Raw genomic sequence first — 23606 nt, 5'->3', positions numbered from 1 at the left:
CCTAGAAGTAACTATTATAGTTACAACGGTGGTGATAACAATGAAACAATTCAGCAGCCGCTTCTCGATGGGAGTCCATATTTTGACGTTGATTGCTGTTATGCCGGGAGATTGCACAGGGGATATTATTGCTGGCAGCGTAAATACGAATCCCGTCGTCATCCGAAGAATTATGGCCCAGCTGAAAAAAGCCGGCTTGATTAGCGTCCGGCCCGGTGTTGGGGGTGCTACTCTTTTGAAAGACCCCGCATCTATTAGCTTATTGGAAGTGTATCATGCGGTTGAAGTCATTGATGAGGGACCCTTGTTCAATTTTCATCAAAATTCTAGCCCGCGCTGCCCGGTAGGCAGAACCATTGAAGCCTCGCTTGCGGCAGAACTGGCTGAAGCCCAAGCTGCTATGGAGCAGAAATTAAGCAGCGTGAGCATCGCGAAGATGATGGGACAAGCAGGATGAAAAAAGCTCTTGCAGCAGCTTTTTTTACGCACTCGTTGTAACCACTTAAGTTATAACATTGAAAGTTTCAATAGTAAATAAAGCTAGGCTACAAGGGGAATTCGATAATGGAATTCCGTTTTATTACACACAAACAAACCCATTGGAGGAATGAATCATGAAAATTTTAGTAACTGGCGCAACTGGACAATTTGGCTCCCACGTAATCGATTCCCTGTTGAAAAAGCTGCCCGCTGAACAGCTTGCTGTAAGTGTGCGTACACCAGAAAAAGCCGCGCATTTGCAGGCACTAGGCGTTGACGTTCGCTACGGTGATTTCGATAAGCCCGAAACCCTCGACAAAGCTTTTGCCGGTGTAGACCGTTTGCTGATCGTTTCCGCTGATGCAGATAATGCTACGCGTATTCGCCAGCATCAAGCTGCTATCGATGCAGCTAAAAAAGCAGGCGTAGGCTTCATTGCTTACACAAGTGTTGCCAAAGCCGATAAGAGCACGCTCTCGCTCGCAGAGGTGCACCGCGCTGCGGAAGAAGCGATTCGGGCGACGGGCATTCCCTATTCGCTGCTGCGGAACAATTGGTATGCTGAAAACGAAGCAGGCAGCGTGCAGGGCGCCATTCATGGAGCTCCTTGGCTGAATGCCGCAGGAACTGCTCGCACAGGCTGGGCATTGCGCAGTGATTATGCCGAGGCGGCGGCGGCTGTTCTAGCTGGCGAAGGACATGACAATACCGTTTACGAGCTGTCGGGCAAGCCTCGTACGCAAGCTGAGCTGGCTGCTATCGCTGGCGAAGCGTTGGGCAAAGAGCTCAACGTCGTGGATGTAGACGATGCTGCATTCGGCCAAGCATTGACCCAAGCCGGATTGCCTGATTTTGTCGTAGCGATGTTTGTCGATATGCAAGGCGCAATCCGTGAAGGCTCCCTTGATGTAGAGAGCAATGATCTGGAAACGTTGCTTGGACGTCCGGCTGCTCCTTTGAGCGCATTTGTTACAGCTTTATCTGGACGTTAAGCTATCGTCGCTAATAGGATAAGAAGGGCATGCAAAAGAAACGAGGCTGTCTCGAAAGGTCAGAAATGACCTTCGGACAGCCTTATTTTAAATCCAACGTCTTGAAACCGGGCTTTGTTATGTGTCACCCCTTGTCAGGCCAGAAATCGGGTCAAAAGCCAGAATAGCGGAACCTCAGTCCTCCAAAAAGGCAGTGAGCGTCCCGCGCTTCGAAATCTCAGCTACAGTGCACACCCTAGTTACTCAAGTTTGGCTGTCCATGCTCCTATATGGCGTTTTAAACACCCGTGTGGCTGTTTATGTTCCTGTGTAGCTATTCATCCCCTCGCGGCTGTTCCTACTCCTGTCTGGCTGTTCACGCTCCTGCCTTCAACCGATCAAAGGCCTCTTGATTTACCGTAATGTCCACTGCTTTCACCTTTTCCTCAAAATAACGCTCGAATTTATGATGAAGCACTTCGCTTTGCAGCTGGGACTCCAGGCTCGCAAGGGGAACCGCATACTGTTCATTTTTATCGATCAGCTGAATAATGGAAAAACTGCTTCCCAAATCAATAATGGCTGAATGCTCGCCAACCTTTAATGTTTCAGCTGCCTGCTTCAGCAAGGTGTCGGCCTTGAGCGGAGAGGATTGCTGCTGTAAAACGAGCGAGCTCTGGCGTATGCCGTCTTTGCCGTACTTCCTCCCCACTTCTTCAAAGGGCGTACCGTAATCTAGCTGCTTAAGAGCCAGCTTTATTTTCTCGCCTGCCGCTTCCCGTTCTTCATTGCTGTAGGAGACGGACAGTTCATTAAAGGTAATTTGGGTTTGATTTTCAAACTTTGCAGCATGGAATTGATAACGGTCCTTCACTTCGTCCTTCGTTACCATTAATGCCCCTTCTCCCAGCTTCTCCTCAAGGTCCAGCCTTAATTGGCTTAAGGAATAGAAATAATATTGGCTGAGATCGTATTGGGCCAGGCCAAAAATCGCCTTCCCCTGATCTTTGCTTTCGCCACGCTCTGCATTGTTCTTCTCCCAACGTTCAACGAAGCTTCGAAAGGAGCTGTCTGCCACAAGACCCTGCTCTACAGCCAGCAGCTGCAAGGTTTTTCCTTTGACAGCCTCATCCATTGCCTGCTGTTTGAGCTTATCAATCGGACGCTCTTCTCCGAACGTTTCCGTCCAGTAGCTTTCACTATCTTCGGCCCCATAGGTAACGTTGAAATAGTTGGTAACGGCCCCTTTTTCCTTCTCCATATAAAGCAAAAACTCGGCTTCGGTCACGGGCAAGCCGCCCACCTCTAGGAGGATCTCCGCTCCTTGAGGCTCGGAGGGCAACAAGGCTGTGAAGCCTGCAGCTGAAATAACCGCCACTACTCCAATTACGACAGCAAATAGCACAATTCGAGACTTAGCCGTGTTGAAAAGCATTTGGTTAGACCCTCTCCGATTCATCCGTCTCCTCCATTCGCATCCGATATCCCCTGCTCCACTCAGTTAAAGCTGCACTCCGCTTTTCCCTTGGCCTTTCACTCAGCCCTTCACTCCGCCAAGCGACATGCCATTCGTTAATTTTTTTTGCAGCAGCGCGTACACGATAATGGTGGGTGCAAGCACAATGACTAGGCCGGCGAAAAGGGAGCCCCAATCGGTAGCAAATTGCTGGATTTGCATTAGATTAGACAAGCCCACCGGAATCGTCTTCTTGCTGTCGCTCGTAATGAAGGTCATCGCCAGCACGTATTCATTCCAAAAGTCGAAGAAGCTGAAGACGGTCAGCGTAATAATGCCCGGCCGGGCCATCGGCACAATAATGCGCAGCAAAATGCCAAAATAGCTGCAGCCATCCATCATGGCCGCTTCCTCGTAATCGTGCGGAATCGACTTCATGAAGCCGGTAAGCAAATAAATAGAAAACGGCAAGCTGCCTGTCGCATAAACGGCGCTTAACCAAAAGCGATTATCGAGCATATGCCATTCATTCATTAAAATGAACAGCGGCACAATAATATACACCCCACCGATAAACAGCCCTGCCATATAAAATTGCGCTATAAATCCACGCAAGCGGAATTTCATTCGCCCCAGCACATAGGCAGAGGGAACCGCCGCAAGCAGCAGCACCGCCATTGATAATAGAACGATCATAACGGAGTTGATCATGTAGTCGCCCATTTTCGCCGTCGTAAAAGCATGAACGTAATTGCTCCAATTTAGGCTCGACGGCAGCCGCCAAGGGCTTTCCATGACCTCCGTGTTAGTTTTGAAGGATGCCAGTACATTCCATACAAGCGGATAGACGACTAAAAGCGCCTGTACGAGCAGAAAGAGGCGAAGAACGATTTTCCCCGGAATGGCTGTTAAAGCGGGCATGTTAATACGATCCCCTTTCCGTTAATTTATTGCTTACAAGCGCGAGCAGCATCGAAATGACAAATACGACAACCCCGATCGCCATCGCATAGCCAAAATTCGAGTTCGTGAAAGCTTGGGCATATAAATAAGTCATTACGACTTCCGAATGCCGATCAGGCCCGCCCCCCGTCATAATCGAAACAATGATAAAGCTAATGCTAAGGACACCATTAATGCTGAATATAATCGTGACGCGAATAATCTCCCACAGCATCGGAATCGTAATGCGGAAAAATTGCTGTATGCGGGTTGCCCCATCAAGGTCGGCAGCTTCATAAAGCTCCGGCGAAATGCTGTCGATCCCTGCCATGTACATGACCATGTAATACCCGGCCGCCTGCCAGATCAAGGTAATCGCCAATGCCCAAAGGACGGTGCGCTGATCGCCCAGCCACGGCTTCGCCCACTCTCCAAGCCCAATCATCTCTAGGCCAGTGTTCACAAAGCCCATCGTAGGATGATAAATAAAGGACCACAGAATAGCGATAACAACGAACGACAGAATGCTTGGAAAAAAGAAAACGGTGCGGTAAAAGCCGCGTTCCTTAAGCTTCGATTGCGTTAAAATAGAGGCATTAATTAAAGCGATCATAATCGTCACAATCGGCACGACCAGCATTAAGAAGCCCGTATTGCGCATGGACAGCAGAAACGTCTCATCGTGAAGCATATCCGTAAAATTTTTAAGCCCGATATATTTCGGCTCATCACTTAACCCCGTCCACAGGTACAGCGACTTTTGAAAAATTTGAATGGTAGGATATACCTTAAACAAGGAGAACAGCAACAGTCCTGGCAATAAACATACGAGGATGAAAAAGGTTCTTTTTGTTTTCATAGTCATCGTTTTCATTCCTTCCCCCTGCTGCACGTGCTGCGCTCATGCTTGCTGTCCTTTTGCTATTGCAGCACAATGGTCTACTATGGGCTTATTATTGATTTGCAGGAGCCGCCGTGCTAAGGTGAAACGGCTGTCGCCGTCCTTTGGCGGCGCAGCTCGTTTCATTCCGAGAAATATAGAGAATGGATGGGAAAATCATATCCTTTCCTATATTTGAACGATAAACGGCGGCCCCTGCCTTCCTTTTTACGTAAACAAACCAATCTCAGCGAGCTGCAGCTGTGCTGCACCGCCGCTATTTGCCGTTACATTCAAGCGATAATACGAGTAAGCAGTTGAATTGCTGAACGTATACGTGTTGGTCAAGAAACGGGTGGCAAATGCTTCATTCGTGCGCGTATCCAATGTCGTCCAGCTCGTTCCGTCGTTCGAGCCTTGCAGCGTCCAGTTTTTCGGGTCCCTCGCCGGCACATCGTTAGCGGACGTTATCGCATATGAGGTCACGATATGAGAGACACCGGTTACAAATTTGTACTGAATCCAGCCTGTTCCGGTTGTAATGAGCCATTTGGTCGAAATATTCGCATCAAAGGCTTTCTCCTTCTCTTCTCCTGACGGGCTGCTTGTGGAGCTCGCTGTTACGGTTCCACCTACCGTGACCGATGTCGGTCCACCGCCTCCGCCGCCTGTGACGGTCGATTCAAAAGCGCCAATATCCGGAGCCGCCCCATTAAATAAGGCATTTCCATAAAAGTCGGTCGTTCCTAATTGCGGAACATTATAACCGGCATTTATGAGCGGAGAAGTGGCTTGCAGCTTGTAGCCATCCCATACGGTAGCGCCGCTTGTAAAGCCATTGGCTCCTAAAGTCGGCGCTTGCCCCGGGTTAACCATTTGAGGCGGCGCAATCACCTTCGCCGGATCATTCGGTTCGCCAGCCGCATGGCTGCCGGTAGTTACATAAAACGCATTGTTTCTAAATACAGCCGTTCCATAGCTGCCGGAGCTGCTCGGCCAAAAGCTGGAGGAAGGGGTGTTTTTGTCATAAAAAACGTTATTGTAAAAATAATACGGCACACTTTTGAAATAAGTAGAAGCAAGGTTAGCGTTGGAATTCGTGAATTTCGTTACGCCGCCGTTATAAATAAAGACGTTGTTCAGGAAATACGTAGCCGAGCTATCGACGTCGAACCAGCCAAACTTGATTAAATAGGCAGCGTTATCGTCACTGATGTTGTATCTGGCAATATTATTGCTGCTTCGGCCCAGATAGGACATCCATCCCATCGGATTGTTATGGGTATAGTTGAATTGATAGACGATATTGCTGTTGGGCGAATCAAAATCAAAGGCGGTTCCATCTCCGTTATTCGCCCCCGTCGTCGTCGGCCCGCCGTAAACCTCGTTGTTTTGGAATGTTACATTTTGGGATTTCCACGGATAAATGCCTGCGCTTTCCGCATTATAGCGCTTGGACCAGCCATCTACGACGTTGTATTCGATTATGGCACCCTTCGCATCACATACATCAATCGCGCCTTGGCCTATATTGCGCATGTAGTTGTGCCCGATATAAATATTCGTTTGCCACAAGTTATACGGTTCGATTTCATCTTGGAAAGCCGTTGTCGTCGTGTAATTGAAATTGGCAATGGCGAGCAGATCGACCTTCTCGATGGTGTTGTTTTCAATTCTGACATCATTGAACGTCATGTTGGCCTTTAAAGCGCCAATGACATAAAACATAATGCCGCCATTGAACGAGGCGTTGCCATATTGGTTCGGCCATTCGTTCGGACTATCGACATCATGCACATAATTATCATGAATATAAATATGATCCATGATCGTGTCGCCGCCTGCCGCCACTTGATTCGTATCCAGCACAACCAGAATGCCGTCTCTTATGTTGGTAGGCTTGCTGTTTGCATAAGTAGTCGTTACCAAATCTACGTTAAAGTTGTCGTCATTCGTCACTTCAAGATTGCTGATTTCCCAATACTGCTGGTTGCGCAGCATGACGGCGCCTGTCGCTTGATAATCTCTCTGCGTTCCGCCGCCGTTAATAATCGGCTTTGCGGTTCCGCCATATTTATCGATTTTGATAGGAGACCCTGCTGCTCCTGAGCCCTTAGGCCACAGCTGGCCGTTCCATATCCCGCCCGATTTAAACAAAATTTGGTCACCAGGCTGGAACGTCGTCGCGTTCACTTTCGTTAACGTTTTCCAAGCAGTAGTGGTCGAGGTGCCATTATTCGCATCATTCCCACCAGCGGAATCAATATAATACGTTGTATTCGCTGCACTTACCGCCACCGGCCCAATCATGAAAATAGAGGAACATAAAATCAGCAATACCAATATACCTGACATGCGTTTTTTCATTCTATTGCTTCCTCCCACATGTATTTGATTCAGACGCAAAGCTGAGCAGTGGATTGCCTTTTGATCCCGAATATCGCTACATGCTAATCAGCCCCTCTCCAATCGAAAATCTGTCGATCTTTGAATGAGACGGCGAAGCCACATCATTTGGAGCACAAGCTGTTTGCCAGCTGGGTTTGCCAGCTGAGCTTCAGTATAAATTCATAAGAGCGTTAACCAAATGAACAAAAAGGCAGATTAATATAGAGGATTTTTAGGTGTTCATTGAAAAATGCAGGAAATCATAAAATCCTTCAGGTTTATGAATTATGAGGCATAAAAAAGGATGAGCCTGAGGTCATACCTCATCTCATCCTGCATGCCGCCCGCATGCTGCCTGCCGCCCGTTATGCTCCAGCAGCCTCAAGCTCCTTCTGGATTTCCGAATACACTTTATACAGCTTGGCAGCATATTCATCCAAGGTCATCTGCTTGCTCATAATCGAGGAGAATGGCTTATAAACTTCATCGCTTGGGTTGAATTTGCTGCCTTTGGCGACCGGCTTAAAGGCGCCATTGACCGCAAGCATGCCATCATCCGCCGCCTTATAAACGTTGTAGGTTGTCTCCGTAATATACGATTTAACGAGATCCGGCGCGCCTTTAACCGCCATAACCGCTTTGGCCTTGTCGCCATTGAGCTGAACGATCTTATCCGTGTACAAGTACTTGAGGAACTCTTTGGCAAGCTCTGGGTTTTTAGCTTTCGCGGGAATGACTACCGTTTCCACATTCGTCAGGGCGGATACCGGTTTGTCTGCTCCAAATGAAGGAACGCCTAAATAACCGAAGCTGAACCCTTCCTCGCGCGGCGCATCCTTCATTTCATCCTCAAACCAGCTGCCGTTTGGAATAAACATCGCTTTGCCTTGAAGGAACGCCGTCTGCGATTGCGTATGATTAAGCGCAACGGTGCCCGTCATCAAAGCATTGTCTTCGGTTGCGATTTTCTCCATGAGGCCCCATACCTGCTTATATGTGTCGCTTTTCCAAAACTCAGGATCATAGTCGAAAAATTGGTTCAGCGCTTCCGTGCCGCCTGCTGCATAAATGGCAGGAACGATCATTTCCTCCAGGTAGCCTGGATAAATGCCTTGGTACGTAAATAAAGCGCGTCCGTTCGCTTTAGCCGCCGCATTTGCCGCAAAGAAATCATCCCATGTTTTAGGCGGCGTAATTCCTTTTGACTCAAACAGCGCTTTGTTATACCACAGGCCCATGACGCCAAAGTTATAAGGAGCCAAATACACTTTGCCATCATCATACGGGGACGTTGCCCGGGAATTCAGAACGCCATCGAGAATTTTATCCTTAAGCGGGGTACCGTCTGGCGTCAATTCTTCGAATACTTCCGTCAAATCAAGCAGCGCTTTGTCTTTAATCAGCCCATTTACAAGCGGCGTATTGTCGCTTCCGGAAATGTACATAAAATCGGGCGGATTGCCCGCAACGATTTTCGGCCGAATGAGCTCGCCGATTTTCGGGCTGGCGGTAATGTTGATTTTGGTGCCGGGGTAATCCTGCATAAACGCCTCGGCAGCGCTATCCCAAAATTCCCGGCCATAGCCGCCCTGGAAGACCGCAACGTCCAGCTCTGGATTTTCAAACGTTTTGCCGCCTGCTGGCGAAGCACCCTCAGACGGGGATGCAGCAGCCGTATCCGAAGCCGATGGGGCGGCAGAGGATGGCGGTGTCGCTTCTTTGCTCGGACTGTTGCCCGATCCGCAGCCGGCTAACGTCGTAGTAAGGGCGATCGCTACAGCTGCAAAAGCAAACCCATTGTTTTTTTTCATTGATTTAGTGACCCCTTTCATTTGTAATGAACTTCATTATAAGTTCGCAAGGAGCGTCGCTAAATGAACAAAAGAGCGGATGAGTATGGACAATTTTAAGATTTTCATTATTAGACGGGCGGCATGCTTTTTACATTTTTCGGGGGATGGCCGTAGCGTTTTCTAAATAGGCGATTAAAATAAAACGGATCTGGAATGCCCACCTCGATGGCAACCTGCTTCACGAGATACTTGCCAGACAGGAGCATGTCATAGGCTCTGTTCATGCGGATTTCATTGAGCCTGGTCAAAATGCTGCTCCCCGTTTCTGCCTTGAACAGCTGGCAAAGATACGGCTCAGACAGTCCCACATAGGACGCTACATCCGAAATCGACACGCGATCCGCAAAATGTTTATTCAAGTAGGCCAACGCTTGCCGTATTTCCTGGCGCAAAGAAGAAGTGGATGCAGAAAGCTGCACTCCTTGTCCTAAAGAGTCCAGAATTTCATTCGAAAGCTCTTTAATGATGAGCTTTAAGCTGGAATCGGAGTCCGCTGCTTCGACTTTTTCAATCCAGCCCTTCTCGTTCCAAGGCGTGTCCATTTGCAAGGCTGCTGCATTAGAAAGCCCCCAAATGCCCCCTGCTACTATGCGTTTTAGCGATTTCGAATGTATGCCATGCTCGGCGGCGGATTCCATCAATAAAAAAGCTTGTTCCACCCACCGTTCAATCGCACCGTCGCCAGAGCCGCGCAAGCTCTCCCGCAGCTGGGCTTCTGCTTCACGAAACCGCTCATTCGTATCTGCGGCAAGCCTGGCATTGGACTGGCACCCTGCTTGATAAGCCGCATAAAAGCGAAGCGCCTCGGCCTGCCTATTTAAGCTCATTTGCTCGATGAGATGTTTAAATGACGTTGCTGGCTGCCCATAAGTAACGCTAATCACTTGTCCATAATACATTTCCGACAGTTTAATCAAACGTTGGGCTATTTCTTCAGGATCGACGTTATTTTGGAGCAAGGGAGTGGAAATGATTAAGGTGTAACGGTTCGGGCGGGGATGAAATACAAATAAAAAATGCTTGTTCGGGAACAGCCCTTCGGCAAGCTTCTCTAACGTTTCATGAAAGTCTAGCGTTTGATAATTAGCGTGCTCGCCTTCTGGCATATATAGCGTAAATGTATAACAGCATAAGCCTTGTAGCCGAGAGATCGCTTGCCTTTCCTTTTGATTAAAAATATTCCCATTCAGCTGAGGCTCCTCTGCTTGATCATGCTTTTTCAACAAATCATACAGCTGCGCCAGCTCGCCATCGGCCTGCTCTGCTGCAGTCGTTGTTTGGGGTTTAAAATAACGCCGTTTGGCATCCAGCTTAGCCGCCATTTCTTCAAGCGTCTGCATAAACGTTTCGGTCTTCAACGTAAGCTTGAGCATATAATCGTAAGCTCCGAACTTGAGCGCCTCGCGCACGAGATCAAAATCATTATAGTTGCTTAAGACGAGAACTTCGCCTTTAAATCCATCCGCCAGCAAGCATTTAATCAGCTTAAGGCCATCCATTTCCGCCATTTTAATATCGGTAATGACGATATCCGCATTGGATCTTCGTACGAGCTCCATCGCCGATACCCCGCTCGAAGCAGAGCCTGCGTATTCGAAACGGCTGCCCTCCCATTTTATGATGGTTTTGACAGCATGACGAACGATCATCTCATCATCTACGATAATGACTTTATACATGTTGTATCCCTTCCTTCATCGTCATTGGCAAGCTGATTAGCGTTTGCGTCCCGCGGCCTGGCTCGCTTGAAATTTCAATCCCGTATTGCTTTCCTACATGTAGGCGTATTCTCTCCTCAACATTGCTCATCCCTATCCCTGACAGCTTGTCATGGGAATGCTTCCGCTCCTGCACCTCGGCCATATCGAAGCCTTTGCCATCATCGGAAATTTGAAGCAGCAGCCTGCCCTCGTTAATCGATCCGTCTACGGTAATATGTACTCTGCGGCCTTCCCCGCTGCCCGCATGCAAGATTGAATTTTCTACAATCGGCTGAAGAATGAAGCGTGGAACTTGGCATTGATACAGCTGGTCATCGCTCATGCGGCAGGCGAGCTTAAACGAGTCGCCATATCTCATGCGCTGGATGACGGCATAATGCATTAAGTTGTCGATTTCCTTTTCCAGCGTAATCATTTCTTCAGTATCCAAAATCGTATTATGGAGCAGCTCGGATAAAGACGCGATCCCTTGCTCCACATTTTCGTTCCCGCTCATCATTGCGCTCCATTTCAAGGAATTTAACGTGTTGAACAGAAAGTGAGGGTTGATTTGAGCTTGAAGCATCTTCAGCTCTGCCTCGCGCTTCGCCTGCTGCTCCTCCTCGACTTGATAAATCAGCATTTTGAGCCGCGCGACCATTTGATTGATCGTTTCGGATAACCGCCCCATTTCGTCGGAATGTGTCGGACCGAGCCGGGTTTCCAGCCTGCCCAGCTTAATTTGGGTCGCATATTGGAGCAAATCGCGCATCGGCCGATTAATACTGCGATAAATCCACATGGCCAGCAGTCCGGCTAGCAGCAGGATGAACAAGCAAATATACAGCAAGCTTCCTCTAATCGCAGAAAGCTCCGAAATGATATACGAATGCGGAATCAGTCCAATCATATGCCAGTCTGCTGACCGGATATAGGCGCTGCCTACGAGTACGCGTTCCCCATCGACTTTCGCATAAAAGGTTTTGCTGGGCCCATTGGACATCATGGTGCTAAATACTTCTTGCTGGTTATACGTCTGCCCATGGGGAATCGAAGGCGACACGGAGGACACGACGACGCCGCTATGATCCGTAATGTAGAGCCTGCCTCCTTTTCCAAGGTCCACATGCTCAAAAGTATTGCGCGAGAACACCTTCTCATCAATGACGATAACGAGGTAGCCTAACGTTTGATTCAGATTATCCTGGGAAAAAATAATGCGGCTCAAAGCAATTTTATCCGAGCCCCGGTTGGAATGCAGATACGTCCACTTTATGTTGCCAGCCGTTTCCGTTATGCCTTGCAGGGAATCAGCGATTTGGTTTTTCGGATACCATTCGTAGCCCAGATCAAAAAAGATGTCGCTCTCATTAGTCAAAATCACGACATTCGAAATATTGCTTAGGCGAAACACTTGCTCCCCCAGCGCATCTTTAATATCGGTCTGCAAGCCGTATTTCTCAAAATCCGTCATGCTGTTCATATGCTGGAGCCCGCTTTGTATCAGGCTGTTTATAATAATAGATTCACTAAGGGTCTCGTATTGCGCAAGTTCTCTGGATGCATTCGTCGCGGATTCGGACAACACTTGAAGGGTGGATGTGCTTAGCTTTTCTGAAATGGACGCCTCATATCTAAGGTTTGAATAAAGCGCTACGGAGACGACCGGCAGAAGCGAGGTAATCAGGAAGGCAATTAACAGTCGATGCTTAATAGATAATTTTCGTAAAAATGTGGAAGCCCGCATAGGGTTCAGCTTAAAATTTCCGTTCATCCTACACCCCCGATTGTTGCTCAAACTCAAAGCGTGCATCTGTTCATGAATAGAATAGCTTTATCTTAAGGGCAAATGGCATAGCCGTCTATACAACCAAACAACAATAACTTTTTGGGGAGTGCCAAAAAAGGAAGTAAAAAAAGGCGACCGACTGTAAATGTCGGCCGCCTTAAGTGGTATCGATTCAGCTCTAATGAGCCGTATTTACTTTTTTTCCATGACAGCGAAGTAATTTTCTTCATGATCCGCAAAGTTAAATACCCGTCCGGACGGCATTTCCACTAATGGCCCGACTGTAATCTGTTTATTAGACAGGTCGCTATGTAATTGATCGAGATGATCTGAGAAAAACATTAAAGAAGGCGTGCCCAAATTTAAACCAGGCGACATTTTTTCAACGAATGCCTTATTGTGGAGAATGATCGTTGTGTCGGCACCTTTGGCCGGAGCGATTTCAATCCAGCGCATGCCTTGACCGTTGTCTTCTTCCGAAACGACATGAAAACCAACCTTCTCTGTCCAAAAATCCCTTGCCGCATCTTGGTTATTTACATACAGCATAATTTGCCCGACCTTGCTAATCATCGTTGTCTCCACTCCCTTGTATGAGTAATTGCCAGCCTGCCAAGCTCGAAGTTGCCATAAGAGCCGATCAGCAGCATGCTTTATGTGCTTGATTCTCCAATTAGCTTGTCCTCGCAGCTTGGTTTTATTATAGCATGTGGAAAAAGAATAAAGCTGCCCGCAGGCAGCCGTGACATCATAACATGCGGTTAGCCGCTCTAAATGGACAGCGGAATTTCTTTAACTCCGCGCATAAGCATCCCTGGTCTCCATTCCAAATCGGAGATATTAGCCTGAAGCTCAAGCCTCGGGAAGCGCCGGAGCAGCGTATTGATGGCGATTTCTCCTTCCAGCCTTGCAAGAGGCGCGCCCAGGCAGAGATGAATGCCTTTGCCAAACGCCAGATGCTGGCTTTTGCCCCGGGATATATCGAATACATCGGGCTCGCTAAAATGCTCGGGATCACGGTTCGCAGAATCAAGCGCTACGATGACCATGTCATTTTTCTTCATCATATGGCCTTTGAATTCCAGATCCTCGCTTGCCCAGCGACCCGTACTAAATTCGACAGGCCCGTTGTAGCGCAGCATCTCTTCAATAGCGCCATGAATGTATTCCGGCTGCCGCATCAGCTGCTCGCGCTGCTCCGGGTGTTCCAGCAGGGCAAGCACGCCATTGCCGATCAGGTTGACCGTTGTTTCATGACCAGCAATAATGAGCAGGGTAATCACCCCATATAATTCTCCTTCCGTTAACTGATCCCCGCTTTCATCCGCGACCACCAGTTGGCTGATCAAGTCATCTGAAGGATTTTCCCGTACAAAGTCAAACCGCTCTTTAAGATAAGCTACGAATTCATCTTGGGCCTGCAAAGAGGCTTCCCGGCTGCTCTCCTCAAAGGAGGCTTCGATAATGGAATTTGACCAGCTTCGAAATTGCTCACGATCCTCAGCAGGTATACCTAATATTTCGCAAATGACAATAATAGGAAGGTGGAACGCATAATCATCAATCAGATTCATAGTATGACTAGCGGCCAACGCATCGAGAAGCTCATCGGCTATTTTCTGAATATGTTCCCGCTTCCCTGCAATGATTTGGGGAGTGAAGCCTTTCTGCACAAAGCCACGTAAGCGTTTATGATCCGGCAAATCCGAGAACAGCATGTTTTTGCCTAGTACACTCTTTTGCTCAATGCTGCTGACTTTAGCTATATCTTTAATAAAACGCTGGTCCTTGAGCACTTCCACGGCGTCTTCATATTTGGTTATGATCCAGCCATAATGGCCATTCGGGAAAAACTGCTTAAAAATAGGATTGCTGGCTCGTAATTTTTCATAGACGGGGTAGGGATTCTGCTTAAACTCCGGTGTAAACATCATCTGCTCGATCGTGTCTCTTGAATTCAATGCCACCATCTCCTTCCAACATATAGAATACGTATGGTAATCTACGATTCGGCCAAGGACAAAACTAGTGAAAATTGACGAAGAGAAACCCGCTCATTCTGAAATCAATCCAAACCTAATTCATCCAAATTTTAATAAAAAACCCTTTTTTTGATTCATGAAGAGTATACCTCACCTGCAGAATCAAAGTCAATTCGTCCTGCGGCTGCTCCATAAGATAACGAACGAGACCATTACGATGGCTAGACATACCCAATAAACGTTACGAAACCCTGCAAACTGAGCGATCATGCCACCGCCTAAATTTCCTGCTAATCTTCCAATAATAGAGGAATTGTAATAAATCGTTGTGGACAGCCCCGGCGAATGGGGGAATAGCTCCGTAAAGTAGCTTAGTCCATTACCCATAACAATAGCCACAAACGCAGCCTGCAAAAGCTGTGCGGCAATCAACTGCCAGGAATCGGTAGAAACACTTAATATAATGTTGTACATGATTGCAATAAAGCAGGCGCTGATCATCAAAGAATGGTTCGATATTTTTCTTCCCAGTGCGCCCAGCGCAAACATAATGGGAATCTCCAAGCCAGCGCATAGGCTAACAACCCATCCGATATCCGTATGCGTTCCGTGAAGCTCGTTTACAATAAATAATGGCGTGACGATCCCGTTTATAGCATTGACGGCAAATAGGAAGATGAAGGCGATTAACAGACTCCAGACTTGCCTGCGTTTCCGTGCATTATCGCCTGCGCTTGGCCTCTTCTTTTGAATGGCTCTTTTTTTAGGCAGAAATACCGCGACAAGCGAGGCAATGGCAAGAAAAATGGCCGAAGTCCCTAGAAAAAGCCCCTTATATCCAACAGCACTTAAAATGATGGTTCCGACTAAAGGCCCTACCAGAAATCCGAGTGATACAAGGGAACGCAAAGTAGACATCGCAAAGGTTTTGTCATCAGAGTTGCTTTCATTTGCCGATTCCTGGGCATAGGCATACATTTGCGGCATCGCGGCTGCCCCTAACCCGCTAAAAAATCCAACGATAACAAGCAATATTAAGAAGTTATCCACTATTAAATAGGACGTATAGCCCCATGCAGATGACACCGTTGCCAAAATAATCATTAATTTTCGGTCCAGTCCGCGATCCGAATATTTGCCAATGATTGAGTTTGCCGCCACGCCACTTAATGAGCTTACAGCTGTGAAAACGCCGAAGGTACCCGCACTCATTCCCAAAACCTCTGTACAATAAAGAGCTAAGTAAGGCAGTGTAATCGATATTCCTATGCCGACCAGCAAAATGCAAATGACAAATAATTTATAGCCTTTAATTTCAAACAGTTTTTGCAATCGTGTGTACACCTTTATCCTCCTTAAAAAAAGGGGTTAAAAAAGGTCTGCCCGATTCGTGCTAAGGCAAACCTTTTAGCGATTAGCGTTCTTGATGAGTAGGACGAATGATCATTTCATTGATCGCTACATCGGACGGCTGCTCAATGGCAAAAGCGATGGCACGGGCAATGCTCTCGGCTTCAATTGCGCCTTCATACATTTTTTCGATTACAGGTTTAAAATCTGTATCGGTAATGGATTCCGGCAATTCGGATTTCACCATTCCTGGCGAGATGATGGTTGAACGGATATTATTACCGTATTCTTCTTTGCGCAGTCCTTCCGAAATGGCACGTACAGCGAACTTGGTTCCAGCATAGACGGCGCTACCAGCGCCCACAAAATGTCCAGCTACAGAAGAGAGATTAATGATATGCCCTGATTTACGCTCTCTCATGAAAGGAAGCACGGCCGCGATGCCATAAAGAACGCCTTTAATGTTAACATCAATCATTTTGTTCCAATCCTCAATTTGTTTTTTGTAAAGCAGTGAATTTGGCATTAATCCGGCATTATTGATTAGCACGTCAATTTTCCCAAATTCCTTTAGCGCAAATTGGGCGAGCTCTTCCATTTGTTCAGCCGAGGTTACATCGGTCACTTTGTAAATCGCTTGTCCGCCCTGATTTTGAATCTCTTCCTGCAATTTCTGCAGCCGATCCTCACGGCGAGCAGCTAGCACCAGTTTGGCCCCTTTGGATGCAAGCTCTTTGGCTGCAGCCTCCCCAATCCCGCTAGATGCTCCCGTAATTATGACAACGATACCTTGAATATTTGACATCCTGATAACTTCCTCTCTTATTTGCCTGTTTTTTATTTCAAGCTAGCTTGTTCTCATTATGCTGTAATTGAAAAAGCGAACGTTATCCCATTCCTCTCTAATGCTTGCCTGATTCTCTCACCGCCATTTATGAAACAGCTGTTGTTGCGTTATAATAATGGCATTAAGCACGAGTACGAAGGGACGGATCTTATGCCTGAAGCCATACACAATCAGCAGATTGAACTTGCCAAATTAATTGAGCAGCATTCGGGCCAAGACGGTGTCCACGAGACCGCTGTCCCATCGTTATATCTAATTCGCCTTTCTTGTATAACCGAGCCGGTTCACCGCGTTTACAAGCCTTCCTTATGCTTCATCGCACAAGGTTTGAAGGAAGTAATGCTCGCACAGGAGTTGTTTGAATACGGTCCTTCCGACTATTTGATCTCTTCCATGAATTTGCCGGTAATCGGTCACGTTATAAAAGCTTTCCCCGATGCTCCATACTTAAGCCTGCGTCTTGAATTTACGCCAAATCAAATATTAGAGGTTTTAAAGGATGCCCCCTTCCAAATTACCCCGCAAGAAAACACAAAACGTGCGATGTTTGTCGGTGATATGGACTCATCCATCTTGGATTCGCTAATCAGATTAACTCGGTTGCTGAACCATCCTAAAGACATTTCGTTTCTAGCTCCGATCTACACAAAAGAAATTTTATATTTGCTCTTGCAGGGGCAGTTTGGGGTTACCTTGGCGCAGCTCGCAATGGAAGGCAGCAGCACCTATCGCATCAGCGAGGCCATCGAACATATTACCCATAACGTCGGCCAGCCTTTGCGAATTGAAGAGCTTGCAGAGCTAGCCAATATGGGCATTTCTACGTTTCACAGACATTTCAAAGAGGTTACCGCCATGAGCCCTATTCAGTTTCAAAAACAAATGCGCTTGCAGGAGGCTCGCCGCCTTTTATTATCGGAGTCGGGGGATGCCGCTGATGTCGCTTTTCGCGTAGGCTATGAAAGTGCCTCCCAATTCAGCCGTGAATATTCCCGTATGTTCGGTGCTCCTCCTAAAGCAGACATCATGCATTTGAAAGCTAAATATGGCCAAAGCTAAGCGTATAATCCGTAAGTCCGCCACATATGGCTGCCCCTAGCTTAGACAAAATAAAAAGGACCGTCTGTGTTGGCAGCGATCCTTTTTATTAGCTATAGCGTCCCAGTGTCCCGTCTTGCAGCTTAAATTTCATTACTCAAGGGACACCTTATGAGCTTGATGTTTTTTGGAAATCTGCGAATTCGATCCGGTTGCGTCCATTTTGCTTCGCTTGGTAAAGGGCTTTATCTACTGCAGCAAAAAGTTGAATTAAATAGCCTTCGGGATTGTCCGGCACATCTTCATGATCAAAGTCCTCCATGGATAAAATGCCTACACTCACCGTTATTGAAACCTGCTTGACTTCATGATCTATCAACATGTAGTTCGACTCTACCGCCAATCTCACTCGTTCCGCTAACTGCTCGGCTAACTGGCGTTCGGTATGCGGAAGGTAGATCATAAATTCCTCCCCGCCATATCGGGCTAAAATATCAGTGCCGCGAATCGATTGCTTGACGGCTTGAGCCGTACGATAAAGAACTTCATCGCCTATTACATGCCCAAAGCGGTCATTGATCGCTTTAAAGAAATCAATATCAAACAGGATGAGTGAAAATGGCGTTTTATATTGAATATTGGTTATAACCTCATGAGTCAACTGTTGGGTCAAATAACGGCGATTGTAGCAGTTGGTTAAACTGTCCGTAAGAACTAATTCTTCAAGCTTTCGATTGGCTTCGGATAACTCATTACGAATGCGATCCAGAGAATGATTGCGCTCCTGGAGGATCTCATTTTGCCGATTCATTTCTTGAACATAAAAGCGCTCTTGCGAGACATCCTGGAACGTAATAATATGACCGATTTGCATCGGATAAGAATCAACAATCGGGGAAGCTTGTACGATAAAATGACGCTCAATATCGCGCTGGGCGACGATTTCAATTTGAGACAGCGTATTTTCCTTTTGCTTGTAATGCTCCAGAAATTCCTTGCTGCTGCCCTCTACATGAACAGTGCCAAGAAACGTCTCCATATCAAAATAGTCACCCACATTTAAATCCATAGACGATCGTAAAGCTTTGTTAACTTCAATAATGGATTCATTCTCATCTAATACAAGGATTCCATATGGAATCGTATTGATGACGTCCTCATGGGCGATGGAAACAAGATCAAACACATTGTATTTTTTAATGACATATACGAAAAATAGATCTGAAAGAAAAATGCCTAGAGAAGTAAATCCTGGAATGATCGGCAGCCACTGCTTTAGCACCACATTAAGAATAGCGTCAATACCGGCAAAAGTGGCCAGCACGAATATGCCCCACAGCGTGATCTTCACTTGATTTTTGATCATGGGTGACGTTCTTGAAGAATGTAATGCCCCAAACAAAACAAAGAGAGAAGCAAAAAAGTAGCTTACCAGAATAACGATCACAATCCAGAACCATATGCCATATGCTCTATCGACGTAACCGCCCCTCATCGGAGCTACAAAAAGATTAAACGGATTTATAATGACACCAACTGCTGCAATAACCGCTGGCGCAAACAATAAAAATAGTCTTTTATTTCCTAGCCTATCCGCATTCCCGGTAAGAAAGATCGTGAGCAGAAGCCAGCCGCTCCCCAACAAGGAAAGCGCCACAAAAGACAGATTCACATAAAACAGCTGTAGCTGCGGATCGTCAGTCAGATCTGTAGCAAATTGGCACACCGGCCAAAGCATCATTAAAAAATGAAATAAGAAGTACACCTTATGTAAGTTCGTAATTCTAACAGTAGCAAAAACATAAATATATACGACAAACAAGAGGATGAATAAAAAGAGATCATACCATGCTAATGGGCTCACAAATTTTCTCCTTTTTTGATTCGACAACTACAATATTATAGAATAGGTTTGGTTAAATTAACCACATCTTATCATACAGTCAAGACCGTGAGCTAGCCCACACAATGGCAGTCCAGCCAACCTCTGTCCTATTTCTTCCTACATTCCTTTGTATTGCCGAAGCTTGAACGTTTCATATTTAAGCTATGGGAAGAGAAAACGTTGTTTTGGGGAGAAATTCCGAAAGTTTTACGAGGGTCTTGCCTTAGGGCCGGCCGTTGCCGGACAGCCCTTTCTTTCATTCCTATTCATGATCCAAAGGATGATTATCCGAGAACAAATCCGGATTTTCCTTGAGCATTTCCGTTATTACTTCCGCTACCGCAGCCGCATCACAGACCCTTACATCGGCATCGCCTAGCCGGCCTCTATGCATGGCGCCTTTACTTTCAAGCACATCGTCTACCTTCCAAAAATGCTGGGACCACGATAGCCCGCAATGCCGGCGGGAAGGGACAGAAATTTCGGTTCCATCGGGCAATACTGTGGAAAGCATCTCATGGCCATCCGTCAGCCTGCCCGGTATGTCCACCCATTCCTCGACGCCATGAATAAAGGTGTTGCGCCTTAAATCGACTCCAACCAGCAAAATAGTCGCCCTTCGGTCGAGCAGCTTTCCCCAAGCGGAGCCTCTAGCGCATGGCGTATCGAAACGATGGTCGTCGTTTGTGAACTCTATTGAATCTCGCCCTATTGCTGCCACCGAATGAGTGGGATGCAACGAGCGCACCACACCAGGCCGCTTGCGAAAAAGCTCGGGCAAAATTCCGACGCAGGAAGGCGACTGCTCCACGTAAAATTTCGGATTATCCGCATTGATGTAGGACCAAGTATGGGTGGGCAGCACCAACAGCCCATCCTTCATATAGGAAGTGAACGCATCCAGGACGGTGTCTCCGCCACCTTCGACTGGCCCCATGCTTTTCATCGATGAATGGACAAGCAGCGTTCCTTGGCCGTCAATGCCCAACTGCTCTAATTGCTTCATTAAGCTCTCTATTGTGTGCATGCTCTTCACCCTCCCCGCCCATTATATCAAAATTTGCCCTTAATTGCGGTAGGGTTCATCGCGCTGTCTGTAACGGCAAGAAACTTTTGATTTCACCTTGTTCAACTCACTCGTAAACGTTAGCGTAAAAAGGCCGCCAATCAAGCTGGCAGCCTTCTCGTATTCCGCTTGTAGTTCAGTCTGCAGCTTCTTCAATTCCCGCCTCGATCAGCTTCCAGACCGCTTCGAACTCTGCTTTGAAATCCATACGCAGCCAATTGTCTGCATAAGCTGGCGCGGAAAAATAAGAAAACGCCATTAAAATGGCATACAGGCGCCCAACTTCCTCAATGCCGCTTGCGGCCTTTAAGCTGTCCACCAAATCGCCAATGTGCCGAGCGGCGACCGTCGGATTTTGATCAATATAGGCGGTATACAGCTTAAACATTTCAGGCTCACGCACATAAGCCTCATATTTCGATCCACTTAATACCCATAACCATTCGTGCACGACGTCCTTTTTAGACGAGTACTTGTCCGTGTCAAATGGGAACAGCCGCACCAGCTCATGGTCCAGCCACGACAACGCAAGCTCGGTCCATAACTCTTCCTTGCCTGTAAAATACTTGTAGATCGCAGCATGGGTCGTCCCGAGCTCAGAGCCGACCTTTGACAGGTTGACTTTCTCCATCCCTTGTTCGACAACCATTCGATGCGCGGTTTCCAAAATGAGTTCTCTGCTTAAATTTTTCATGATTATATTATAACGATTGACGCCATAGGTTACAACTGTTGACTTTTGTAACTTCCCAATGTATGCTTAGGTCGTTCACAGGTTACAAATTTAAAAAAACGTAACTGAAAAGGAGAATCCTGCATGAAACTTTCAAATCGTACAATCGTCGTTACAGGCGGCACTTCGGGCATCGGGCTTGCATTTGCTATAAACTTGTTGAATCGCGGCAATAAAGTCATCGTCATTGGACGAAATCAAGCAACCCTCGATCAAGTGACGCACCAACATAAAGGGCTCGTCGGGCTGTGCGGCGACGTCTCCAATGCGAACTCCGTTCGCGAAACGGCCGCCATCCTTCGTGACCGATACCCTGAAGTCTCGATTCTGTTCAACTCGGCAGGTATTATGCGCGCATTCGAATTGATGGACGATAACCTCGATTTAGAGCAGACTACCGCAGAGGTCGAAACGAACTTAAACGGGACCATCTGGATGACGGCAGCACTGCTCCCGCAATTGGCCAGACAAAAGGATGCTATGATCGTAACCGTAAGCTCCGGTCTATCCTACGTCACTTCGCCCCTTCATCCCGTTTATTCGGCTACAAAGGCGGGCGTGCATATGTTTACCGATGCGCTTCGAATCCAGCTCAGGAAATCAAAAACGAACATACACGTGATGGAGCTTGTCCCTCCCCTCGTCGCGGAAACCAATCTGCTCCCTGACATGCAAAACGGCGGCATTCCCAGTATGAGTCTGGACACACTCGTTAAGCACGGGATTCAAGGGATGGAGCGAAACAAAAAGAGGATTGTGCCGGGCTTCTCCAAACTATTGCGCTTTGCGGGGAAATACTTTCCGGACACCCTTTCGAATGCGATGGCGCGGGGCTGAGGGGTCACCGCCAACTCTCTCTCCATCCCCAATACCTTACCCCGTTTGTTTGGTGGAGTCTCTGGCAAAAACTTGCCGTTACTCTGGGCATTAGCTGAATAAAGAAGCAACCCACGCCTCAACAGTCATCACCTCGGCCTGTTGAGGGAACACCTTCTCGGTTAGCACGCGATGGACCTCTGGGTCAGCATCCATACAGGCATCGGATAGTACCGTAATCGCAAAATCCTTATCTGCTGCTTCCCGCAATGTCGAAAGAACGACCCCGCTTGTGGCGATGCCGCTAAGAATGAGCGTGTCGATTTGGCGGGACCGAAGGATGACCTCAAGGTCGCTTCCGGCGAACGCGCTCACTCGAACCTTCGTCACAACCGGCTCGCCTTCGAATGGCTGTACGGCTTCATGAATCTGCATCATCGCTTCTGGAGCCGCCACGCCTCCTGATCGGCTGGCAATGCCCCCAAACATTTTGTTTCTAGCACTGATCTCGGGATAACCTGCACGAAAAGCAACACGTACATAAATAACAGGAATAGCGTGGCTGCGGGCAGCTTCAATCGCTTTTTGGAACGGAAGCAGTGCCCCCTCGCCAGCTGCGTACCGCGACACAACGCTGTTTTGCATATCCATGACCAATAGCGCGCTTTTGCTCGGTGAATTTTGCATATGCTTTAATCCCCTACTTTCTCATCATAAACGGAGGATGGATTCCGTTTTCAATATTATACGGAGAACATTCTCCGTTTGTCAATAAACCGCTATTGATGTAATCTTTATAAAGAGGTGTTATTCAAAAATGTCTAAAAAAAGCATTCCGGCTGGAGACGCTGAACCTGCTGTGTCCTTCGTCGCCAAGCCCCCCGAGAAGGCATTGCGGGCAGATGCCCAAAAAAATCGGGATCATCTGCTCCATGTCGCCCATCAGGTTTTTATGACCGAAGGCATCTCCGTCTCGATGGATGAAATCGCAAGGCGCGCCGGCGTGGGCGTAGGAACCGTCTATCGGCATTTCCCGACCAAGGAAGATTTGTTTGGGGCCGTCATTGTCAGCCACAAGGCGCGGCTTATGGAAGAAGCCCGGCAATGGCTTGAACACGACGATCCGGGCGAAGCGTTCTTTCAATATTTTGCCACCATCATACGCGAGGGGATTGCAAACAAGGCGATCACCGATGCCCTTGTCAGCAGTCTGAATGCAGAGGCTGGCCGTTCGGACGTTGCGCGAGATTTTTGGCAAGGGATCGACAAGCTGCTCGCCCGTGCCAAGCAAAGCGGCTCCGTTCGGGCTGATGCTCGCCTTGAGGATATCAAATTGCTGCTTAGCGGCATTTTGCAGGCAGCCGGGGACAGCGGGACTTTCCCAGACCGCGTCGTGTCGATCCTATGCGACGGTCTTCGCGGGTAAGCAA

Annotated in this window: 20 protein-coding genes; 5 read left to right on the top strand and 15 right to left on the bottom strand. The window is 47.5% G+C overall.

The window, feature by feature from the left end; translation table 11 throughout:
* Positions 1–40: 40 nt before the first annotated feature.
* Together BBD42_RS12510 and BBD42_RS12505 are read left to right on the top strand one after the other, a co-directional pair.
* The gene (locus tag BBD42_RS12510; RefSeq protein ID WP_099518389.1) at positions 41–457 is read left to right on the top strand and encodes an Rrf2 family transcriptional regulator; all 417 of its coding nucleotides are present in this window, start codon (positions 41–43) and stop codon (positions 455–457) included.
* Between the two features lie 157 nt (positions 458–614).
* Positions 615–1472: an SDR family oxidoreductase gene (locus BBD42_RS12505; protein WP_099518388.1), complete on the top strand. Its 858-nt coding sequence runs from the start codon at positions 615–617 to the stop codon at positions 1470–1472.
* Positions 1473–1827: 355 nt separating this feature from the next.
* On the opposite strand, the gene BBD42_RS12500 is transcribed toward BBD42_RS12505, so the two are convergent.
* The 11 genes from BBD42_RS12500 to BBD42_RS12450 all read right to left on the bottom strand — a co-directional run bounded on the left by BBD42_RS12500 (position 1828) and on the right by BBD42_RS12450 (position 16596).
* Complete coding sequence (locus BBD42_RS12500; protein ID WP_099518387.1) at positions 1828–2910, bottom strand: peptidylprolyl isomerase; 1083 nt, start codon at positions 2908–2910, stop codon at positions 1828–1830.
* A gap of 78 nt (positions 2911–2988) precedes the next feature.
* Positions 2989–3828 carry a carbohydrate ABC transporter permease gene (locus tag BBD42_RS12495; protein WP_099518386.1) on the bottom strand — a complete coding sequence of 280 codons (840 nt, stop codon included), beginning with the start codon at positions 3826–3828 and terminating at the stop codon, positions 2989–2991.
* Between the two features lies 1 nt (position 3829).
* Positions 3830–4723 carry a carbohydrate ABC transporter permease gene (locus tag BBD42_RS12490; RefSeq protein ID WP_099518385.1) on the bottom strand — a complete coding sequence of 298 codons (894 nt, stop codon included), beginning with the start codon at positions 4721–4723 and terminating at the stop codon, positions 3830–3832.
* A gap of 234 nt (positions 4724–4957) precedes the next feature.
* Entirely contained in the window at positions 4958–7096 is a 2139-nt protein-coding gene (locus tag BBD42_RS12485; RefSeq protein WP_099518384.1) for a discoidin domain-containing protein, read from the bottom strand.
* Positions 7097–7482: 386 nt separating this feature from the next.
* Positions 7483–8928 carry a carbohydrate ABC transporter substrate-binding protein gene (locus BBD42_RS12480; protein WP_099518383.1) on the bottom strand — a complete coding sequence of 482 codons (1446 nt, stop codon included), beginning with the start codon at positions 8926–8928 and terminating at the stop codon, positions 7483–7485.
* Positions 8929–9038: 110 nt separating this feature from the next.
* Positions 9039–10649 (bottom strand): response regulator transcription factor, encoded by a 1611-nt coding sequence (locus tag BBD42_RS12475; RefSeq protein WP_099518382.1) that lies wholly within the window; start codon positions 10647–10649, stop codon positions 9039–9041.
* Positions 10642–12444, bottom strand: coding sequence for a cache domain-containing sensor histidine kinase (locus BBD42_RS12470; RefSeq protein WP_237163460.1), 1803 nt, complete (start codon positions 12442–12444; stop codon positions 10642–10644). Before BBD42_RS12470 ends, BBD42_RS12475 begins: the two co-directional genes overlap by 8 nt.
* Positions 12445–12651: 207 nt before the next feature.
* Positions 12652–13032, bottom strand: coding sequence for a VOC family protein (locus tag BBD42_RS12465; RefSeq protein ID WP_099518381.1), 381 nt, complete (start codon positions 13030–13032; stop codon positions 12652–12654).
* 197 nt (positions 13033–13229) lie between these two features.
* Positions 13230–14420 carry a cytochrome P450 family protein gene (locus BBD42_RS12460; protein WP_099518380.1) on the bottom strand — a complete coding sequence of 397 codons (1191 nt, stop codon included), beginning with the start codon at positions 14418–14420 and terminating at the stop codon, positions 13230–13232.
* Between the two features lie 189 nt (positions 14421–14609).
* Positions 14610–15785 (bottom strand): sugar efflux transporter, encoded by a 1176-nt coding sequence (locus BBD42_RS12455; protein ID WP_099518379.1) that lies wholly within the window; start codon positions 15783–15785, stop codon positions 14610–14612.
* Between the two features lie 70 nt (positions 15786–15855).
* Positions 15856–16596, bottom strand: a complete 741-nt coding sequence (locus BBD42_RS12450) for an SDR family oxidoreductase (RefSeq protein WP_099518378.1) — start codon at positions 16594–16596, stop codon at positions 15856–15858.
* 192 nt (positions 16597–16788) lie between these two features.
* Between BBD42_RS12450 and BBD42_RS12445 the strand changes: the two genes are divergently transcribed.
* Positions 16789–17697: an AraC family transcriptional regulator gene (locus BBD42_RS12445; RefSeq protein WP_099518377.1), complete on the top strand. Its 909-nt coding sequence runs from the start codon at positions 16789–16791 to the stop codon at positions 17695–17697.
* A 148-nt stretch (positions 17698–17845) separates the two neighbouring features.
* Here BBD42_RS12445 and BBD42_RS12440 read toward each other — a convergent pair whose 3' ends face one another.
* The 3 genes from BBD42_RS12440 to BBD42_RS12430 all read right to left on the bottom strand — a co-directional run bounded on the left by BBD42_RS12440 (position 17846) and on the right by BBD42_RS12430 (position 21294).
* Complete coding sequence (locus tag BBD42_RS12440; RefSeq protein ID WP_099518376.1) at positions 17846–19540, bottom strand: GGDEF domain-containing protein; 1695 nt, start codon at positions 19538–19540, stop codon at positions 17846–17848.
* 283 nt (positions 19541–19823) lie between these two features.
* Positions 19824–20588 (bottom strand): AAC(3) family N-acetyltransferase, encoded by a 765-nt coding sequence (locus BBD42_RS12435; RefSeq protein WP_099518375.1) that lies wholly within the window; start codon positions 20586–20588, stop codon positions 19824–19826.
* A gap of 175 nt (positions 20589–20763) precedes the next feature.
* Positions 20764–21294, bottom strand: a complete 531-nt coding sequence (locus tag BBD42_RS12430; protein ID WP_099518374.1) for a TetR/AcrR family transcriptional regulator — start codon at positions 21292–21294, stop codon at positions 20764–20766.
* 150 nt (positions 21295–21444) lie between these two features.
* Between BBD42_RS12430 and BBD42_RS12425 the strand changes: the two genes are divergently transcribed.
* Complete coding sequence (locus tag BBD42_RS12425) at positions 21445–22197, top strand: SDR family oxidoreductase (RefSeq protein WP_099518373.1); 753 nt, start codon at positions 21445–21447, stop codon at positions 22195–22197.
* Positions 22198–22287: 90 nt separating this feature from the next.
* Here BBD42_RS12425 and BBD42_RS12420 read toward each other — a convergent pair whose 3' ends face one another.
* Positions 22288–22863: a cysteine hydrolase family protein gene (locus BBD42_RS12420; protein WP_099518372.1), complete on the bottom strand. Its 576-nt coding sequence runs from the start codon at positions 22861–22863 to the stop codon at positions 22288–22290.
* 130 nt (positions 22864–22993) lie between these two features.
* Between BBD42_RS12420 and BBD42_RS12415 the strand changes: the two genes are divergently transcribed.
* Positions 22994–23602, top strand: a complete 609-nt coding sequence (locus BBD42_RS12415) for a TetR/AcrR family transcriptional regulator (RefSeq protein ID WP_216364929.1) — start codon at positions 22994–22996, stop codon at positions 23600–23602.
* The last annotated feature ends 4 nt before the right edge of the window (positions 23603–23606 follow it).

Source organism: Paenibacillus sp. BIHB 4019 (assembly GCF_002741035.1).
Lineage (GTDB): Bacteria > Bacillota > Bacilli > Paenibacillales > Paenibacillaceae > Pristimantibacillus.
This window is presented reverse-complemented; position numbering and strand designations above follow the sequence as displayed.

Coding starts and splice junctions, on each gene's coding strand:
- BBD42_RS12510 (WP_099518389.1), top strand. CDS start 41: ATGAAACAATTCAGCAGCCGCTTCTCGATGGGAGTCCATATTTTGACG.
- BBD42_RS12505 (WP_099518388.1), top strand. CDS start 615: ATGAAAATTTTAGTAACTGGCGCAACTGGACAATTTGGCTCCCACGTA.
- BBD42_RS12500 (WP_099518387.1), bottom strand. CDS start 2,910: ATGAATCGGAGAGGGTCTAACCAAATGCTTTTCAACACGGCTAAGTCT.
- BBD42_RS12495 (WP_099518386.1), bottom strand. CDS start 3,828: ATGCCCGCTTTAACAGCCATTCCGGGGAAAATCGTTCTTCGCCTCTTT.
- BBD42_RS12490 (WP_099518385.1), bottom strand. CDS start 4,723: ATGAAAACGATGACTATGAAAACAAAAAGAACCTTTTTCATCCTCGTA.
- BBD42_RS12485 (WP_099518384.1), bottom strand. CDS start 7,096: ATGAAAAAACGCATGTCAGGTATATTGGTATTGCTGATTTTATGTTCC.
- BBD42_RS12480 (WP_099518383.1), bottom strand. CDS start 8,928: ATGAAAAAAAACAATGGGTTTGCTTTTGCAGCTGTAGCGATCGCCCTT.
- BBD42_RS12475 (WP_099518382.1), bottom strand. CDS start 10,649: ATGTATAAAGTCATTATCGTAGATGATGAGATGATCGTTCGTCATGCT.
- BBD42_RS12470 (WP_237163460.1), bottom strand. CDS start 12,444: ATGAACGGAAATTTTAAGCTGAACCCTATGCGGGCTTCCACATTTTTA.
- BBD42_RS12465 (WP_099518381.1), bottom strand. CDS start 13,032: ATGATTAGCAAGGTCGGGCAAATTATGCTGTATGTAAATAACCAAGAT.
- BBD42_RS12450 (WP_099518378.1), bottom strand. CDS start 16,596: ATGTCAAATATTCAAGGTATCGTTGTCATAATTACGGGAGCATCTAGC.
- BBD42_RS12445 (WP_099518377.1), top strand. CDS start 16,789: ATGCCTGAAGCCATACACAATCAGCAGATTGAACTTGCCAAATTAATT.
- BBD42_RS12435 (WP_099518375.1), bottom strand. CDS start 20,588: ATGCACACAATAGAGAGCTTAATGAAGCAATTAGAGCAGTTGGGCATT.
- BBD42_RS12425 (WP_099518373.1), top strand. CDS start 21,445: ATGAAACTTTCAAATCGTACAATCGTCGTTACAGGCGGCACTTCGGGC.
- BBD42_RS12420 (WP_099518372.1), bottom strand. CDS start 22,863: ATGCAAAATTCACCGAGCAAAAGCGCGCTATTGGTCATGGATATGCAA.
- BBD42_RS12415 (WP_216364929.1), top strand. CDS start 22,994: ATGTCTAAAAAAAGCATTCCGGCTGGAGACGCTGAACCTGCTGTGTCC.